This window comes from Flammeovirga sp. OC4, assembly GCF_000812565.1.
GTDB lineage: Bacteria > Bacteroidota > Bacteroidia > Cytophagales > Flammeovirgaceae > Flammeovirga.
Genome location: NZ_JTAM01000057.1, coordinates 23,467 through 45,462, shown reverse-complemented (window position 1 = coordinate 45,462; position 21,996 = coordinate 23,467). Strand labels below are relative to the sequence as shown.

Annotated in this window: 2 protein-coding genes; both read right to left on the bottom strand. The window is 33.3% G+C overall.

Annotation, left to right across the window (positions count from 1 at the left end; all coding sequences use genetic code 11):
• Window positions 1-8,325, bottom strand: an 8,325-nt coding sequence (locus tag PL77_RS22640; protein WP_172665928.1) for a S8 family serine peptidase, incomplete at its 3' end; no start/stop codon positions are given.
• Between the two features lie 281 nt (window positions 8,326-8,606).
• Window positions 8,607-21,932: a T9SS type A sorting domain-containing protein gene (locus PL77_RS22635; protein WP_156152497.1), complete on the bottom strand. Its 13,326-nt coding sequence runs from the start codon at window positions 21,930-21,932 to the stop codon at window positions 8,607-8,609.
• Between the last annotated feature and the right edge of the window lie 64 nt (window positions 21,933-21,996).

Sequence of the window (21,996 nt, the reverse complement as noted above, 5' to 3'; positions counted from 1 at the left end):
TAGAGTATCTAAATCTAGATTGAAACCTAAGTCAGTTAAATACAACTCTTGAGATTCTACTCTTTTCATTAAATGAGGTTGTCGATTGAGAACAGTAATGTCAAATGTCTGAGCTATTTCAGAATATTGATCGGAAGCGGTAATCGTAACTTCACTGCTTCCAATAGATTTCGGGATGAAAGTCAAATAGTTTGAGGAACTACTTGTGAAATCAACAACCGCTTCATTTTCTAGTACTATTGTATAAGTCAATGGTTGACCGTCAATATCTTCAAATAGGGTATCTAAATCTACATTGAAACCTGTATCGGTTAAATACAGCTCTTGAGGTTCTATCCTCTGCATTAGATGAGGTTGTCGATTGAGAACAGTAATGTCAAATGTCTGAGCTATTTCAGAATATTGATCGGAAGCTGTAATTGTAACTGCACTACTGCCAATTGACTTTGGAGTGAAAATAAAATAATTGGAGGAACTACTTGTGAAATCAACTACCGATTCGTTTTCTAGTGTTATTGTATAAGTCAATGGTTGACCGTCAATATCTTCAAATAGAGTATCTAAATCTAGATTGAAACCTAAGTCAGTTAAATACAACTCTTGAGATTCTACTCTTTTCATTAAATGAGGTTGTCGATTGAGAACAGTAATGTCAAATGTCTGAGCTATTTCAGAATATTGATCGGAAGCGGTAATCGTAACTTCACTGCTTCCAATAGATTTCGGGATGAAAGTCAAATAGTTTGAGGAACTACTTGTGAAATCAACAACCGCTTCATTTTCTAGTACTATTGTATAAGTCAATGGTTGACCGTCAATATCTTCAAATAGAGTATCTAAATCTATGTTGAAACCTGAATCGGTTAAATAAAGGTTTTCATTTACTATTAATTTTTCAACTACTGGCTCATTATTAAATGTAGTTACTTTAAAAGAAATTGAATTCCACTTTTCACCATCAGTTACACCAATTTCAATATTACAGACTCCTTTTTCTAAGGCTATAATTTGTATGTCTAGGTTTTCGTCAATAATTGCTTGAATATTATCATTAGAAACATCTATTGTATAAGATAATTCTTGGTCTTCGGGATCGGTAAATAATTCACTTATTGTGATAGCCTTCTCAAGACCTAAAGCAATGGACTGATTTTCAATTTCAAAATTTAATACTGGCGGAAAATTCCCTCCAACAGTAATTGTAACAGTATCATTGATATATTCATAACTATCTGATACTTGTAAAATCAATGAATCAATACCTTTTGCTATTGGTGAAATTTCATATTTTGCCCCTTCTTTTTCTTTAACATCAATGATGGTATTGGTATAAGAAGCGATTTGATATTCCAATTGATGTCCATCCTCATCACTATAAATTATTGATGGATCGATAGTATAACTGGTATCAACGTCAGTGATATCAATAAATATATCATCAAGATTACCTTTTGGTAAGTTGTTATAACTAATAAAAGTAAAATGCTGTTCGGCTTTTCCATCACTATTTGAAGCAACAACTTTAAAAGCTAATGGATTTTCAACATTGTAAAGTGAATCAAGAGATAGAGTTAATATTGAATCTGTAACCTGATAAAGGCCTTGAACTTCGTTTTCAACTTCAATTGAAAAGCTTTGGTTGTCTGTAGGGAAACCAAAATATTTTGCCAAATTAAATTCATAAGCTTGACCTACCAATAACTCTTTTGTTTCCCATTTTTTCAATGGATAGGGCTTGGTGGTTGAAGTAGTCAGTACAAAAGATTGGTGCTTTAGAATATCGTCTCCAAAGGCATTGATTTTTAATATTTGAGGGGTATTAAAAAATTGTTGAACAGAAAGGTATAATTGACCTTGTTCAATACGTGATGTTATATAAGCGTTAGGGTCTAAACTAAATTCCAGTTCATTATTTTCAAGTGAACTAAAGAAATACTCCGTTAAGTCAATTTTTATTGTATCATATAAAATAACAGACTGATCAGGAATACTATCTTTAATATGTATACCTCTTAATACGTTAAATGCAATGTCTAAATTATAGTAAGGTTCTTTAGGGTTGGAAGTTTTTATTAAAATTGTTTCTTCAAAACTGTCATCATAGAAGAGAGAATCAGCATTGACTTTAAAAGAAATCTCTTTGCTTTCATTCGCTGCTAGTGAAAACCTTGTCAAAAGAGGTTCTAATTTTCTCTTAGGAGGAACCCAATGAATCGTCACGTCAGAATCAAGATAAGATGTATTATAAGCTACTCCAACTCCCGAATTGCCTGCATAATTTTCTATACCTACAGAATAGTTTTCGGTATCAATATTTTTATAATTAAAATCCAAAATACCGTCTTTCCAATAAATAAGCTGAAAAGAAGTGTCCGCTTTATCATCATCATAAGTGGGGATTTGAGTATACTGTACAATTAACTTTTCATCGTCTAATAAATAATGAATTGTTCCATTTTTTTGAGGAGCTAAATCCGTCCAAAGGGGAGCTATTATGCTATATGGTTTTGAAGCATTAGGTAATTCATGATTTTTCCAAGATCTGCCATTTACAGGATCGAAAGTAAAGTAACCATTGGATGAAATAATAATATTCTCATAATGCTTTTCGTACAAAATAAAATCCCACTGCGGATTATGTAATGTAAAAAAAGCATCATCTTCTAATGTGATCAATGTTCCTGTTGAAGTGATATCAATCCATTGAAAATGGATCCCATTTTCTCCACGACTATCCAAGTATGTATATTTCCCATCACTTTCAGAAGTACTTAACCCATCATTGAGAGGTATCAATGGAGGAATGTTTTTCTCAGCGGTTATGGTATGATTATTCGTGGTTTGATTCAAAAGAACATCTTCATAATAGCTACTGAATAAAAAGTCTACAGGGCCATTTTCAGAATTAGAAAAAGTATGTGTAATGGTCTTTATTTCTCCATGTTCAATATTGATTTCTAATGGGTTTATAAAGTCCAAAGTTCCATTCGGAACAACCTCACCATTGACCTTAAAAACTATCTCATCACCTTCTAAACTTTTGATAGTTATTGAATCTTGAATTGTACCAATTTGAGACGCTGTATAGGTAATATCTAAATAGTTTTCACTATAAGGATCAATTCTATTCTCTAAAATATTGGTTTCATCAATAACGATTTGATCTGTTGACGTAATGATCTGATCTATCATGAAATAACCTGCTCCTTCATTCTTAAATATAATTCGTTTTGAAACCGTATCATATTGTCTTGCCTTTTGGAAGGTAAACTGACTATCAATTGATATTAAATATTGGGCTTGAACTTTGACATTAATTTCTGAGGTGGACTTCAATACATCATACTTTCCTTCTTGAACAAAAACTTGAAGAGAAGCCGTATGTTCACCTTCTAGAATATCTAAATGCTCATTAATCGAAAAGTTAAAATCAAGAGTTTGAGAAGCATCAATCACACCTTCAAATAAATTGGGCGAAGTAAACCAAGAAAGAGAAGTACCAGCATTAACTTTGTAAGCTTCTTCGATTACATTTGCAAACAGCTGACCACCATCTGATTCTTCAATCCAATAAGCCGTATAGGAATTGACATAGAATATATTTTTCCCATTTACCTTATGATTTAATAAAAACGGAACACCATCATTGTATTCGAGCAAAACCTCAACATTAGGTTTTATTTTCGAAGAAGGAATTCCAATTCTATTGTATGTATCAAAAAATGTTACTCCATTTAACAAAACACTTCCATTATTTTTGATTCCATTTCCTTTGGTGCCAAGTGTTTCGTCAGTAACTAAAATTGGATCGTAACCTACCTCATTCCATTTTCCTTGGATTTGATCTGAAGATTCTAAATTCACAAAGGCAGACAACACTACACTACCTCCATTCTCTATATAGTCATATAAAATATTTCCTAGGTTTACCGGGTCATCATAACCAAAAATTCCATTGACGACTATTACATCAAAAGACTCAATATCTTCAAGAGTTGGGGTAGATTCTGATACATTAATACCTGAAACGGATGTGAACCTTTTCGTATTGTAAAGTGCTTCTATTGAAGTTTCCAACCATTCAGTTTTTCCACTTCCTAATAGTAACACATTAAACCCATCATTGTAAATTATGTTATTCTTAATTTGCGATGATGTAAGGCCTTTCTTTTCTTTGGCAACAATTTTATATGTCTGTGATTGTTCCGATGTGTTTTGTAAAGTAATCCTGCCATTTGAAGTTTCATTGTAGTCAATTTCAAAATCATCATAACTTTCAGTGATTTGAATATTTTTCTCATATATACCATTTCCCGATAAAGTAACAACGTAAGGAATTGTATCAGGCATATTTGTGACTATGATTAAGTCTTCTTGACTGTAATTTTCATTTTGAGGGTTGAATCCTATTTCAAGGGTATCAACTGAGTTTGGTGACAAATTGATAGGACTAGTATTAATTACATCAAAAAAATGATTTTTAGTCGGGTCAACATGCAATTGCAAGTCTACGTCTCCTATGTTTTCAATGATCGCTTGGTATACATTTGTACTATCAATATATCTTTGATCAAATTGAATAAAGTCTACAATAGATAAATGAGGTGATGGATTCACTATTAAATCAACATCAATTATTATTTCTGGCTTGAAAGGATCGTTAGTATGAACTAGAACTTGTCCTGTATAGTTTCCTGATGGTAAATTCTCTTTTACTTCAATTAAGAGTGTTCTTTCCTGAAAGTTTTCATCCAATGAAAAATCCTCCAAGATTGTTGAATCATTAATATTGAGCCATGAATCTTTATGATCAGATTTCACTTCAATAGAAACATCCAAAGGAATGCTTCTAACATTTTTCAGCACAAACGTTTCATTTAATCCTTTTATTCTTTGATAATACCCCTCTATTTGAATCTCATCCACATTAATTTCTAATTGAGGATAATCTTTATTATAAATAGAAACTGGAATTTCAATAGATGGGTTTCTACGATCATTTGTCTTGAATATAATTGTTCCATCTATCGTTTCTTCAACTTCTGAGTAGAGCGTTAGGTTTAAAACCAAAGAGTCATTAGGTAATACTGTATATTCATTCTGATCAAAAACTAACCCTTTGACATCCGTTGAAAGATCTGAAAGTATCAGATTTTCATATCCTTTATTATAAATCAGTATTTCTTTTTGAAAAGGATTACTAATAAAAGAAGTATCAACAATAACAGTGTCTGAAAGTTCTAAAACCACATCACCAAACTGAACTGATAAAGGAATAATAGTAGCCGGTTTAATGGGATCATTAGAATAAACTAAAAGAGGTTGTTTTAATTGATAACCTGCCTCAAAGAGTTTATTTGAATCAAAAAAGAGTTGAATATCTGCTACTGCACCGGTACTTATAGCCCCATTTAATGGTTCTAATTGTAAGGAATTGGGGATAATACTGATTGCTGTACCACTCTTCAAGTAATTATTATTAAAAGCAATGTTCAAGCCTTCTTCTGCGGTATTATTTTCTATACCAACTGTACCTTCAAAAGGAAAACCAACAGTATGATAAAAAAGAGAGATACTCCCACTTTTATGTAACACAATTTGAAATTTCACTTCATCTTTGGGAGAGTTATAATATTGGCCTTCATATTGAATCGTTAATTGATCATTTTCCTCCACTATATATATATCTACAGAATCTAGATCTGTCCAATATCCCGAAATAATTGCATTCGTTTCGTCATCAAAAGGTAGGCTAGTATTTTCCCATTGATTCTGCGAAAAATCTCCAAACTGCAAATAGCCATTAGAAGACATTACAATATTCTCTTGATCAGTACCATAAAAAGGAAACTGAAAAAGCTTCAAATTATAATTCAAAGAACCCTCATCGTGTAGATTATAGTGATTTCCTATGGATTGGATATCGTTCCATTGATATAGAACGCCACCTGAGATTTCTTGATCAACCCATTGATAAAAATAATTTGTAGATGAACCATAATGTTGAAGAGTTTCCCTGCCACGAATAGCATGGTTTTCACCTTTCTCTAATTGTAACTGACGAAAGTAATTTGTTTTCAATAGAGTCAGTTCACTTAATTCATCATGACTTGTTATTTGCTGCTGAAAAGAATAAGTCAAATCGTCATCACCATCATTTTGCAATGGAAAGTTTGTGGATAATATTCCTTTTGCTGCTTGTTTCAAAGTAATTTCTTCGGGGCTACTCAACAAAGGTGGGGCACTTAAAATTGTAGATGCTGATAATGGAATAGAGATAGTTGGACTTACTTTGTCATTAGTCAAAAAGGATAAGGTCGCATTATTAGAAGCCGATGAAGTTGCTGAAAAAGTGATGGGTAAGAACACATTTCCATAGGGAGGGATTGTAATATTTTGAACTTCTGTTTTAAAATGAGGTTGATTGGTTTGTATGTCTGTAATGACTAACTCTGCAAAAGCATGATTATAAATTTCTATTTGTTTTGATACTGTATACCCTTCATAAACTTCACCGAAATCCACTTTCGTTGAATCAATATAGATTTTGGGTAATTCATATTTATTAATTCTAGCCGTTAGCTTAAAATATGTTTCAGTATCAAAGCTGATATTCTCCTCATAATTTCCAAACTCAAAACTAGAGGGGTCTAGTGTTATTGTTATTTCCTTCGATTCACCAATTCCTAGTACACCACTAACGATATTAAATGTAAAAGAAGGAATATTATTAGACAGATCGAAAGGTACTTCTTCATTGGAAATATTAAAAATAGTTACTGTTTTTGATAAAGGTTCATTATTTGTAAAATCAAAGACTAATTCTTCTGGGTTTACCCCTATTCTTTGAATTGATTTCAACGCTTTTTCAGCATTAATTCTTCCATTCCCTAGTTTACCATTTAAAAGAGGATTTTGACTTGAAATATCATCAGTTGCTTGTTCAAGGATTTGTCTTAATTCAGAATTTGTAATCGTTCCTTTAGCCGCTGAAACTACTAATGCAGCCACACCAGAGACATGAGGACATGCCATAGAGGTCCCTTGAAAAAAACCATAATTATCGTTGGGCAATGTACTCAAAACTCCTTTTTCTGATGAACCAATAGTTTCACCACCTGGAGCCACAACATCTACCCAATCACCATAATTACTATAATAAGCTTTTTTATCTTCATTTGTTGTAGCACCAACCGTTAGTATTGGTTCATAATATCCTGGATAGTAAAGGTCATCATCGTTATCATTTCCAGCTGCAAAAATGACTAATCCACCTTTCATTGGACTATTGGGATAATTCCCTGCCTCAGCGATAAAATAATCGATAGCATCTAAAATTTCCTGATCAAAATAAGTGGGTTGACTATGGCCCCAACTATTTTGAGAAATTACGGCTCCATTATCAGCTGCATAAACATAGGACTGAGCAATACTCCCACTAAAACCACCATTTGTAAATGCCATACAAGACATTAATTTCACACCATTACCAGAACCATTTCCCCCTGCTACTCCTGCTACTCCAATACTATTATTATTGACTGCGGCAATTGTACCTCCAACGTGTGTACCGTGTTGTCCTTTTTCAATCTCACTATTATTTTGTGCAAAATTAAACCCATGGATATCATCTACGTACCCATTACCATCATCATCAATACCATTATTAGGGATTTCATTTTCATTTACCCAAATATTAGGGGATAGATCAATATGATCTGTATCAATACCCGCATCCGTCACCGCAACTATAACACTATTATCTCCTGAGTTAATTTGCCATGCATTTAGTAAACTTATGTCGGCTCCAATATCTCCATTGTTTTGCCCTATATTATGATAGTGCCACTGTTTAGCAAACAAAGGATCATTGAAAGCATTTTGCGTCAAAATGGAAGCTTCTCTATTTTCAATAACGGAATATGATCCACCTGACAATACTTTCTTATTAACAGGTTTGGAGATTTCAAAATCAGAAAAAATTGAAAATTGCTGTGCCACCTCAGAAGGTTCTTCATTCGTTGAAAAAACTAGTTCATACCATAAGTGTAAACCATATTTTTTATGCTTCTCTTCATATTGTGGTGAATAGGGAAAAACTCTTCTCAGTTTCGTTATACCAAACTTTTTATTTAACCGATCTAATTGCTCATCCCCTGTTACAAGGATTCCGTCTTGAGATTTTGAAGTACTGAGCTCTAAAAAAGCATCTAACCTATCACCTTTTAATTTCACACGAATAATGTGCTCTTCATATTTCTGTAAATCTAAAGAGGTATTTTGTTGAGCTATTATAAATTCTGTAGCAACTAAAATTAACAGCAAAAAGAGAATTGAGCGAAGTACGTTTTTATAGCAATTATTCATTGAGAATAAGAAAGTAACAATCTGTTTTATTCTGGTGGTTTGGTAAATATATAAAAATTAACCCAAAGCAAATTCAACAATAACCTGCTTCGGGTGTTATAAAATATTACTTTTAGCAATTTGTGTTAATAAGACATTCAAGAGAAACCTGTTAATAGTTAAATACCCACTAAAAGATATTTCACCTTTTGTGGGTATTATAACCTATTTTTTATACTAGATTTATAAACTAAACTTTTTTATTTCATCAATTTTAGATGAGCTGTTTTTCCGGATCCAGTTTTAATCTTTAAGATATATACACCTGTTTTCCAATCCGAAATATTTAAGTCTAAATTACTAATACCATTATCATCAGCTTCAGCACTAACAGTGTAAACAGATTGACCTGTCAATGTCATGATTTGTCCTACAAAAGATTCATTGATCGATAAGCCACTAATGGTCACTGTTGCTTTATCACCTTCCATTGGGTTTGGATAAGCAAACAATTCCAATTCTTCTGTCGATATTTGATCGCCTTCATTGACTAGAGTAACAGGACCATAATAAGCGAATTGATCGTCAAAATCAACCTGTTTTAATCTATAGAAAACAATTCTACTATCAACTTTATCTTCAAAAGAGTACTGAATAGCAACATTTGTATTACCGTTGGCTTCTACTGTACCTATCTTTTCAAAGGTTTGACCATTAAATGATCTTTCGATATCGAAGTGAGAAGCATTGACTTCTGAAGCTGTTTCCCATTCTAGTAAAATATTGCCCTCTTCATCAATTGAACCATCAAAATACGTCAATTCTACAGGTAAATCACTGGAATCATCAGTTGATGATAACTCTAATGTGGCTCCGAAATCAGAGAACTTTTGAATATTTCTAGCCTCTACATAACTACTTGCTCCATCAGTACCAAAAGTATTACTCGTTTCCTCTTCATACCAATTAATACCATCACCTTCTTCCTTATCATAGTAGTGGATTAATTTTCTCAAATTGACATCATCCGCTAAGTCAAATGGAGATAAGTCTTCTAAGTACAAACGAATATGAATTCCATGAGCATCACCGCTGCCATTGGTAATATTCCAAATAAATTGAGAAACTTCCATTGTTACTCCATCTCCACCATCATCAATTAATAGGTTCACACCTCTGTCCTCTGTTGTATATTCAACCGTATAATCATAAGTACCTCCAACATTTTCTGTATTAATAGCAGCTCTTGCCCAAGTCGATTGTGATCCAATAGGAAATTCGTACCATGTTAGATCACCTCCAAAAGATAGGGTAGCTTGAGGTACATCTTTAGCTGTTACTTTACCATATACAAAAGAATTTTCAGAAGACGAAATACCCGTATCTCCACCAACTCCAGCTTCTAATATCACATGAGGAGCTTTCAAGATACCGTTTGTAAGCGTCAATCCATTACTAATCGTAAGGTCCAATTCTGAATCAATACCACTTGCATTATTGACAATCATAGTCGTAAATGTTTCTTCCCCAGAGAAACTTGATAGAGTCTGAATAGACGTACCGCTAAATGTAACATTACCCGGATCACTCATTGTGAAATTACCATTACCATATTCATTTACCCAGTTCCCTTTCAGTTCAAGGCTATTTGTGCCAAAGGCTACGGTTGTTCTGTTTCCTTCTATAGTAAAATCACCTTCGATGGTAAGCGAATTGGATATTGTTTTCGTACCAGTACCACCAAATTTGATGTTTCTCAAATTGTGGTTGTTAATTGTGAGTGTTTGATCTGCACTATCTAAAACGAGTGTAAAATCATCTTCATAATTAAGGTTTACAGCACTTGCTAACACAAAATCTCCTTTTACATTTAAAGTATTTGTTCCAACATTTAACGTCCCATCATCCATGTTAAATAATCCTTGTACATTTACATCTCCTGTAAGGTTAATAATTGGATCATTTGTACCATCGATATATAAATCATTATAGTTTTCTCCGGCTGCTAAATTAATCTCCTCACCAGAGGCTGGTTTTAATACCATAATTGAAGATTCAGGCTTGAAAATACCATCATTTTGAATTCGTCCTTCTACTCTTACTAATGATCGAATAAAGTCCACATAACCTTTTTGGATACCATTTGATAAGATAGAGAATTCGTCTTTAATGATCATTTCATAATTATCATCATCACTTCGATCCAAAGAGCTTGGGTCTGAACCTGACTCGATAATCATTCCTGCTTGAGGCTCCACTCTTAAAGAGTAAATCGTTATTTTTTTTGTATTTAGTATAACAGGTGGTTTATTACCTATCTCAGGTTGAGGTATAATTACAATTGCTTTATTTAAATGCTCATCCAGTTCACCAGGATAAACAGTAGGCTCACTTCCACCATTTAATACCCAGTTTGCAGGATTTGTCCAATAAGCATGATTTTTATATAGATCATTAACATCACCTACCCAAGTATAAACATCTTTTGTTGCTTCCCATTCGATGGATCCTGAAGTTTCATCTTCAAAATTATCTCCTGATATACCACCTTTGGCATCTGAGAAGTAAACAGTACTTCCTGTTCTATTTCTTACGTTAGTAGTAGAGGGTCTATTGAAGAATAAACTGTAAAATTTATTTTCAAGGTTACTACTACCTGCTGTAGGGTTTGATCCAGATGCAAAAGAATAAGAAACTAAATCGATTAATCGACCATTTGCTTGCCCATTTTGGAAAAGACCAAATGGAAGTAGTACGTTATAATTCACATCAGCAGTTCCTGGGTCGTTGTCATGGTCAATTGGTGTTGAGTTAGCTCCTAAAGTAACGCCATTAAAGACGATACCTTCTTCATCCATATATTCAAATGTAAATAACTCACCAGAGAAATTACCTCCCAATAAAGAGAATGAATAATCAGAAGAAGTATTTTCACTCGTCACTTTAGCACCTTCACCCATGACTAAAGACCCATCATTCAACTCGAAGATAGTTCCATTGTCCATGACCAAAGTTGATGAAGTTAAATCTATCGTTCCACCATCTACATCTATTTTATTGGTCACATCTCCTTTGAAATAGAAAGTATTTCCATTGACATCAAATGTTCCAGATTGTAAATCAAACCTGTCCGAAACATAAAGATTAGAACTTAATTGATATTCATCAGATGCGTCATCCGTTTCAATAGATAGTACATCTATAATATTACTTGATAATGGAATATTTACTGTAAAAACATCAGCATTAGCATCTCCATCACCTACTAAACTAATAATATTATTATTTGTGATAATTGTTCCTAAAATAGAAACATTACCGCTCATACTAAGTGTTTTTAATGAAGCATTTAACTCTAGTGATGCCTCAGATGTAACCGTAAAATCACCTTGAATATCTTCTTCACCATTCAAGTTTAAGATTGTAACAGATGTTTCACTAATCGTTAATGTTCCAAAATCTAACCCTGCATTATCAATTTGTTGTGTACCAGCACCACTAGCTGTTAATTCTCCTCCACCGTGTTTAAATGAACCTGTTGGATTAATAATCCAATTGGATTTGAAAGAAATACCATCATATTCAGATTCCATTCGAATTTGTCCATTTAACTCCACGTTACCATTGACGACGAGATCATCATCAGAATCCGAAGAATTTAAAATTAATAATGATGCCGTATTTAATGTCAAATTATTAGCTACTGCAACTCCATCATCATCAATAATTGGCTGATTTGTAGTTGGACCAATAATTACATCACTTCCTGCTGAAGGTATACCCCCATTGGAAGATGACCAGTTATTAGCATTAAACCAATCCTCATCTTCTTCACCAGTCCATATATAGGTATTTGGTCCATACCAATTGATTAAATTTTCTGGGTCTCTCTCATAGTTACTACCAGATAACTGTCCATTAGCATTATAAAAATCAATACGCCCTGTTGTAGAAGTTTCTTTTGAGATATTTGCAGTACCTCTTAATGCATCTTGAATGAAGTTCACATTCGCAATTCCTCCATCAATATAATTATCACTTCCATCAAAATTAGCCCTAAAGGATTGATTGTTTTCAATCTTTAATGCCACACCTCCAATTAGGTAATTTCTGAAAGTACCATCAGAAAAATTATTACCTACATTTAAATTGTCGATGGTCGCTGAATTTTTGATAAAAATACCATTTGAAGACAAGCCACTAATATTATAATAACGTGCATTAATATTGCCTTCAACGTTGAAACTATAATAATGTCCTGTTTGAGTACTTTGTATAGTAGCTGGAATAGAAGAAGTTCCTACTACATCGATATTACCTTCTACATTTAGAGTTGAGTTATTCCCCATAATCAACCTTCCTGACTCACCAAAGATATAACTACCTTTAGAACCGATATTGAATTGTCCGTTATGACCAATATTAATGGTAGCATCTGTTGTATTTAATTTTCCACTAACTAATTCTAAATCGTAGTTATCAGAAATTGTCAGGTTGTCTAAAAGTTGATAAACCGTTGTTTTCTTACCATTAATACGTAAACCTCTAAATTTTGAATTGTTAGTTCTGATAATGGCACCAGTTCCGGAAGCATCCATATAATAAGTTCCATACTCATTTAAGCTACCGTTATTGACCAATAAGTTTTTCTTTAAAGTAGCTGTTCTTCCACCTAAAGAGAAAATACCATTTTGAACTACCAAATCACCCTCAATCGTAAGGTCAGACCCACTCACTGTAAGTGTTGTATTGTCAGGCTTATTTACATTAATATCATAAAAATTATTATCCCTTACATTTGAGAGATACATCCTTTGGTCTTCATCCCCATCAAAAGTAAACTTACTTGTACCGTAAATTAGATTTGAATTCAAATATTGATGGTATAAATCTTTACCAATTTTGATATTCTTATCGTTTGTATTTAGTGTAGCTTGATTAATAATTAGGTTACGTCTAACAATCAATTCGCCTTCGTCAGAGATTGTTTTCACCGACCCTTCTCTTTCTAGATATAAATCACCGTAAATAATAGGCAATTTGTAAAGCAAAGTATTGGATTCATCTCTAACCTCTTCTTTAGTATGAATAGTTTGATCAAGACCTCCAGCATAATATGTTCTACTTTCCGTATCAAAAGAATAAGACCCAAAACCTTTAGGGAAATTATCTGCTGCAGTTAAGTATAAGTATTTACTTGCTCCTAATGTAAATTCTCCATTATGCGAACCTGTCAGTTGTTTTTCATATGCAAAAACGTGAGCATTTGTAGCATCTAACGTAGTAAGTTCTAAATCAGCATACATCACAAGTAGATCAGTTTCTAGACTAACACTATCGAAGAAGGCTTTATCTCCCCTAATATCTATTCTATCATCTAAAGCTTGGAAAACAAAATTTGAATATCCGTTGCCAGAGGGGTTAGTAAGATTTGAGGTTGTTCCATACCCATACCAATCTGCATTTCTTAAATAGTGTGTTCCTCCCTCATCAGATAACTCTATAAAGAAATCATCATTTTCAACATACACTAAACTATTGAAGACATATGAACTACTTCCGTTTAATTGTTTTAAAGTTCCCTTATCCAAGTAAGCACGTGAAGTAATAATCAGCGAATCTTCAACAACATACTCAGCACCTTGGAAACGAACTCTTTTAAAGGTCGCATTTTTAAGGTTTTGAGTTGACTCCCCTCTTAAATAAACCCATCCATCAGATTGTGTATCAAAAGTAGCTGTATTACTTAATTGAATATCACCATTTAAAACTAAATTATGATTATTAGGTAGTACGATACCTCCTGTTTTAGGAATAGTAAAATCTCCATCAACTGTTAAATAAGTTTGTAAGGCTACTGTACCTCCTTCTGAAATTTCTAAATCATTAAAATTTGAATTTGCTTGATCTAAAACTATTGTACCTGTAGATTTAGTCAGTTTTACTAAACCATTTGCCGCTACAAACGACCCTTCATTTGATACTGTATAATTTTCCCCGACATCAATTACTTGTTCGTCATCAATGTTTATTAAACCACTCTCTAATTGTAAGTCTCCAGATATTTGTAATTCCGGTTCAGATACATCTGTTACAGAAGACTCAATGCTTAAACGTCCTCCTTGTATTTTTAAATCATCACAAATAGCCTTTACTGATCCTGAAATTACAGGATAAAATGTAGTGGCTGATACTTTCGAAGTGATAATCACGTTATCATTTGCTGTAGGAACAGCTGTACTTGGGTTCCAATTTGACGCATCAAACCAATCCGTACTTGTATTTCCCTCCCAATAAATATCTGTATTATCAGGCCAATTAATTAAACCGGAACCTCCATTATCTTGATCTTCATCATATTCGAAAGCATCCCCTTTCATTCCCGTTCCTTCCTCAAAATTGATAACACCACTGGAAGGAGAATAAGCTAGTCGTTTTACATTATATAAATTATAAGCAGGGTTTGGGTTACCATTATAATCAAAAGTTACGTTACTGATTGTTCCAGTGACTTCTGCATCAAGATGTAAATAAATACGATCTTCACCCAAATTATTATCTCTTGACATTCCTGCGAACACCCCTTCCGAAAAGTTATTAACAGCATCAACAGTAGCATCCTTATCTACATATAAACCAACGTGGTCTAAGTCTCTAAACTCATAGAATTTTGCAGAAATTTTAGCTCCACTTTCAACTCTTACAACTAATCTATGGTTATCAGACCCTCTACTCGTAGCACCTAATTTAGACAATATACCTTCTTCTCCAACAACACTTAAGTGACCTCCACTTTCAACTGTAACAGTTGGTTTTTCAGTACCATCACCATCTCTGGCATTTAATTGTACACTACCACCTTTTGAGATTAATAATTCTCCTCTGATATTTAAATCTTCTACTAAGTTTCCTGTTAAGGAAGGATAAGTATCAATTTGAGTCGTAGTACCTATATACAATAAATGTCCATTTATATCTACTGTAGCTCCAGATTCAATATTAACATCTGTATAAGTATATAAATCATCAGTAAGTTTATAAGTATTATTGTTTGTACCCTTAAATTGGACTTCAAACATTCTAGTACTACCATCTTGATAAATCGTATACTCTTCGTTAGCTACTGCACCATCAAAAATAACCTTTGCTTCTTTAGTACTATAGCGCCCTAACTCAAAGTCCCAATTTCCTTTTACAGTAATTGTTGAGGCTGCATTTTGAGGTATTAAAGCTGCATTATCAAGAGCGGTTATATCATACGCTGTTAAGTCTCCATTGATTACTTTACTCCCCCCAACCGATAGTGTAAGGTTATTCACTGAAAAATCCAATGGAAGGTATTGTGTTCCACCGTCTAAGTTAAAATTAGCATTTTCAGTGATATCATTTTCTTCCAATGTAAAAATACTTGCGGCAATATTATGTGTAAATGATCCAAAATCAACAATACCACCTGTATTGACTAATTCATTATCGATATTTAAAGCACAATTTATCGTTTTATCTTGACTACCAACAAAATATACTCTTCTAATCGTATGATTAGTACCAAAATTGAATACTTGTGAATTGACATCACTATTGAGCGTTAAGTCTGAATAAGAAACTAAGGTAGTTGTATTATCAGATGACCATGATTGTCCCTTAAACTCGAAATCTCTTGATATATATACATCTGCATTTGAAGATGCTGTTATATCGCCATCTATTACATAGTCATCCCTGTCAAATCTTTTTTGTGATACTCCTGATAATATCAAATCAGGTAATGTCAAACCTTCAGTCCTTAAGTCTACATATTGGATTTCGCCCTCTATGTTACCATTCAATATAATATTTGGAGGAAAAGCAGGTACATAGGCAAGAGAACTTAAAGAAATATCACCACCTACAGTAATACTACCAGAAACAATAAAAAATGCATTTGCATTACCCAAATCATCATAAAAATCTCCTGCAACATTTAAATCACTTGTTAGAAATGTATTACCTCCATTCAAAAGGTAAAGGTTTCCATAAGTTACTTCGGTATTAAGGTTAAAAGGTACCCCAGGGTTAGAATAAATATAAGTCCTACTTGTTCTAGATAAAGAATAAGAATTAAACCCTGTTGAAAATGCTATATTTCCATTAGTTTGAGGATAGACATTCCACCTAGCATTTTCTTCCATTTTTAATTCACCGTCAGATGTACCAGTTACCGTGTAATATTCTCCTGACCTACCTTGACTGAAGGTTACACCATCATTTATTTCAAAATCCCCCGTAATATCAATGTTCGTTAATAGAGTTTTTGTACTGGTTCCATCTAATATTAAATGATGATAAGATTCCACTTCATTTGGCATAGTCCAATACCCGCCATAATGTCTAAGTGTTCCAGAATTCCAAACTATAACATCAGTTTGGTCAGCTTCAGCTCTTCTTTCATCAATATCGAAAGCATTACCAATACCCAATTCAAAACCATTAACATCTAAAACACCAACTTCAGTATTATCTGCATATAACCTTAATAAGTTGGAAACTTTTACATTACCTCTTAATGTTTTTGTTCCATCATCAATTAAAAGATTATAGTATTCGAAATCACCAATATCTTGAGTACCTTCATCATAAAGAAAAGAACCTCCTGTAATTTGATATTGAGCAAACCCGGTTGGGTAATTCGAAGCATCTCTTACATATACAGTTCCACCAGTCATTGTAAATACTCCTGAACCAGAAAGTGTACTTCCTGCATTCAATACAACAGCAATTCCATCTAATACTGTTAAGTCTTCACTAATTGTAATATTAGCACCCGAAACAAAATTCTTTGAGCTACTTCCTTGGAAAATCACATTACCAAATGTCGCATTACCTCTAATATTTTGATAGGCTCCATTGAAAATAATTGTACCTGAATGAGTGATTGTACCTCCTTCAGAGTTATCAAATTCACCTTTTTGGTAAATCAAATATTTATTAGCGTCAAAAATAGATGTATTAGAAACAAGGTCTAATCTATTATTAACAGTAATATTTCCAGCTAGAGTGGTTTTAGTTCCACCATTAATCAACAAATTGTAGAAGTCTCCACCATAAATCGTTGCACCTTCACAAATCAAATCTGATGTTCTAAACTCAAAGGTACCTCCTTCTTTTTTCCAATCACCAAATACTTTAATATCCGTATCAGACACATCATAGATACCTGATTTTATGGTTATGTTTGTTACATTTAGTGTATTATCAGATTGTAGAATTGTATGCTCTTTTCCATCAATAACAAGCCCTGAATAAGTATCGGTACCTGGTATAAATGATAATAGTTTTGCAGTTGTCCCATCTTCCTGAGTAATTCGAATTGGAGAAGTATTGGCAGTAAAACTCTCTTCATTGACCCAATCACCAAATACGATAATTGAATCACCATTTGATGCTGAACCAATAAGACTTCCTCCATCATTTATGAAAATACCATCGTAAGCCTCTAAACGCTCTTCTATCGTTAAAGTTGCTCCATCTTGTATTTCAATTCTTTTAGCTTGACCTGTTGATCCGTCAAGAACAGGATAATTTGTAAGACCTGTTGGAATCACTATGTTATTCGCTTTAGTTGGAGAAATTCCTCCAACCCAGTTTGATCCTAAATGCCAATCCGTTGATGTTGCTCCAGTCCATTGAATAAATGCATCAAAAGTCCAAGCTATTTTATCAGGTGCGTCATTCTCTATTGTTTTATTGGACCCTTTAGCATTGTAAAACGTAATCTCTCCAATATCAGTACTGTTATTATCAACCGCATAATCTGGACCCAATCCAAAAGTCACATTTTCAATGGTAGTTGTTCCTAATGTTGCACCAGAAGCAATAGTAATTGAAGCTTCTGAGCTATTAGTACCATTCACAAAAATACCATTCGTTAAATTATTGGGAGCCGCTGCTAGTGTACTCTCTGAACCAAATTGTAAACCATATCCTCTTAAATCAGTAATTTTATAGTTTCTTGCTGAAAGTGTACCATCAACTAGTATTTGATAAGTGTTATTACCATTATGCCCTTCTACCAAAGCATAGTTATTATCTTCACCAATTAATGATATTGTACTTGATGCTTCTCCGTGTAAAGTGGGCTGAGCGTCAGATCCTGTAAGTTGTAAAGCTGACCCCGCACTTATTATTAACTCTGCCCCTGATTTTACAATAACTTGTTTGTTATTATTGGTCTGTTCTAATGAATAGCCATTTAAATCAAATTTACCAGCATTGATTGTTAAGTCACCTCTAGAATTCGTCATTCTAAAGTCGGACATTAATTTATAAGTTGCGTTAGCTGTTGGAGAAATAATTATATCAATATTCCCATTATCTGCAGGTGTATTGTCAGAACCACTTTTCAAGCCATTTTTGATGGTATAAGTCCTTCCTGCATCAGAGCCATTGAATGTTAGAGTCGTAATATCATAAATGTCTCCATCAGACAATAAATCCCCTCCAATTGTTAAATTGTGGGCATTGACATCAAATCTCGAATTTAGACTCACTCTTAAGTCATTTAAAACTACAAGGTCATTACTAAATGATAAGGTCTGATCTTCAGTTAATGTACTCGACAGATTATAGAAAGGATCAGATTCATTAATGGATGAAGATTGTCCACTAAAAGTTACAGAACCATTTCCATGCACAAATGTACCGTCACCCGTCCAAGTACTTGCACAAGAAATTGCGTTTCCATTTGTATTTAATGTAGTATTTGCATCTTGTAATAGCTGATAGATTGATATACTACCATTTAAATTGACTATTGTTCCGTTCCCTTGGATTGAGAATCTATAGAAAGTTGTTGGTTGAACAACTTGTGCTTTGCCACCATTAAAATTTACAGTACCAAAACTTTCAAAAAGACCATTGTTGTTTAACCAATCACCTTGAATATTCAGAGTTCTGTTACTCGCATCAACTGTAGAACCCGTAATAGAAATTCCTTTTTCAAAAGTATAAGAAGATGTACCGTGGAAGTTTTTCATCCCTTCTCCAGAAAAAGTTACTAATTCTGTAAAAGTAGATTGATTAGCATCATCAACTCTAAAATATTGTAGTGAAGAACCTGCCAAGTTAAATTGTGCATCAGGTGCTTGTGTAAAACTATTACCTGTACCAAAATTATAAAAGTGGCCTTTTAATGTAAGATCATCGTTAATTTCTAACTGTCCTTTTGTTGATTCTAATCTTAAATCACCTGCAATTGTCACTTTTGAATTGAAGACAGTCTTACAAGCTGAGTTCTTCTTCTCCAACGTAAAGTGATTGAATTCACTCAATGAATTTTGAGAAATTGTTTGATCGTCAGTTATTGATAATAATCTAACTCTAGCATGATTAGATTGTGAAAACTTTGATGTTGTGTTTTCTGTCCAATCACCATAAAGATCAATATTTTCGTTTGACGTCACATTCAATAGAGTAGCATCATCTCCTCCATTTAAACTTATATCACCTAAAATTGTGATTGGTCTTGCTATTGTTATATTTCCAATAGTATTCAAAGTGATATTTCCAAAAGTTGCATCATTGATCACTTGATCATTATTACCTTCAAAAATAACCGTTGATTGAGAGATGCCATTATGGTGAGCTGTACCTGTATTATTCAACTTCCAATCACCAGAGATATTGATTGTATTCGTACCTGCGATTAAATATACAGTACCGCCAGTTCTTTCAATTCTACCTTTGATTGTAGTATTACCAGCTAATGTTTTATTTCCACTTCCATTCAACTGAACATTTCCATACGTAATAGCAGGAATAGTTTGATTACTACCAATAAATTCAATGAATGCATTCGTTTGATCGATATCAACTGTTCCGGATGGAGATAAGAATGGAGAAGTAGTACTTCTTGTTCTTATTTTTGTAAAATCTTGTTGAATAATATTCGTTGAAACGTCAAGTACATCAAATGATTCATCTCTTAAATCTACCAATAATTGAGTGGCGTTGGAACCAGTTGTATTTGAGATTGTAAGATTATCAATATCTAATTTATTGTAGATAGTAAACGATCTCGTTGATGTTAGTTCTGATGCTACTTCAATATTGAAATTTGTAATAGTATAAATATTATCAACTCCACCTGATAGGTCCTTTGCAATATTAATATATCTATTAATATCCTCCATCTTCATTGTGATAGTAGCACCCGTTGCATTTATTGTACCTGGCTCTCCTCTATCAGTCGATCTAATATTTTCAATGTTTCCATGAATTTCAACAGTGTTGCCAGTATTTACAAGAAAATTAGCTTCATTATACACACCAAGATTACCTTTGATGACAAGGTCATTATCTACTATCTTATTTGATGCATAATAAAGCCTCAAATGTCCGTATTCAATGGGCATTAATGTTACGTCAGAAGTAGATCTGTAATAAAATGTAGATAAATCTGAAATTGTATAAGTACCAAATGAAGGAGTTGATGAACCATCAATGTATACTCTTGATGTCCCTGTCACTTCTAATGTACCTCCATTGGAGTTTAACACTGTGTTTGCTCTTAGAACTAGAGCTCTATTTTCCTTAACACTGATATTTCCTGTAAAAGTAATATTATCTCCATTAGAATGAGAACCACCAATGTATAAATCAGCTGTTTCTGCTATAAAATTGACTGTACCAATATCTAAAGTACCTACTTGGTCATCATCGCCTGAAAAATAGTGATCAATACTTGATGAATTATTGATATAAACATTACCACCATTGAAATAAAGTGCATTACCTGAGTTTGCTTGTGTGTCTCTTACTCTAAGTGATCTTAAACTATAGTCACCATTATCAAATGAAAGAGTTGCACCGTCTTGTTTATACACCTCAACCGTTCCATCTGAATAAAAACCATCAGAGATAGAGTTATTTCCCCCATTACTGAATCGGATATTACTAAATTGTGCTATTGTACTTCCTGAAGAAGACATATCTGCCACTGATGGTACTGAAATTCTTTGATCTCCTGAACCATCCATAAAGATATATGTACCTGTTTCTGTAGAATATTTACTTGAGGCATCAATGGTTAAATTACCAGAAATTAGAATATTATCTTTAGATTCAAACTCGGTATTCACCAAGGTAAAATCTCCGTTAATATCCATCTGAGTATTGTTAACAAGCACTTTATTACCTCCTTTTTCAAAGGATAAATTACTAAACTCTAACCTCCGTGATGTTCCAGTTGTATTCCTCCCTTCAAGAACAGACACATTAGAACTATTATTGAATGTAATCAGTGAGCTTGGATCTAAAGTGACCCTACCTGACTGATAATAATAATAGTCATTTGAGATTTGAAGAATAGCATTCTCATTCATCGTTAGAGTACCTTCTACTTCTAGCGTATGAATGGATTCTGTTTCATCAGCAGGAATCGTAACGGTATGCCCTGCTAAGATAACAAAATGATTCCCAGAGATTGCCGTTGGCTCAGCTCCAGAACCGTCACTATTTAATGCCCACGTCGAAAAAGTATCAAAATTGCCACTGGCCTTTGAATAATAAATCGTTTGAGCATGTGTGTAATCAATTAAACCGATCAAGAACAACAAAATAAATTGAAGTTTAAGAGCGCATTTAGAGTGTAATATTTTCAAAATAATTAAA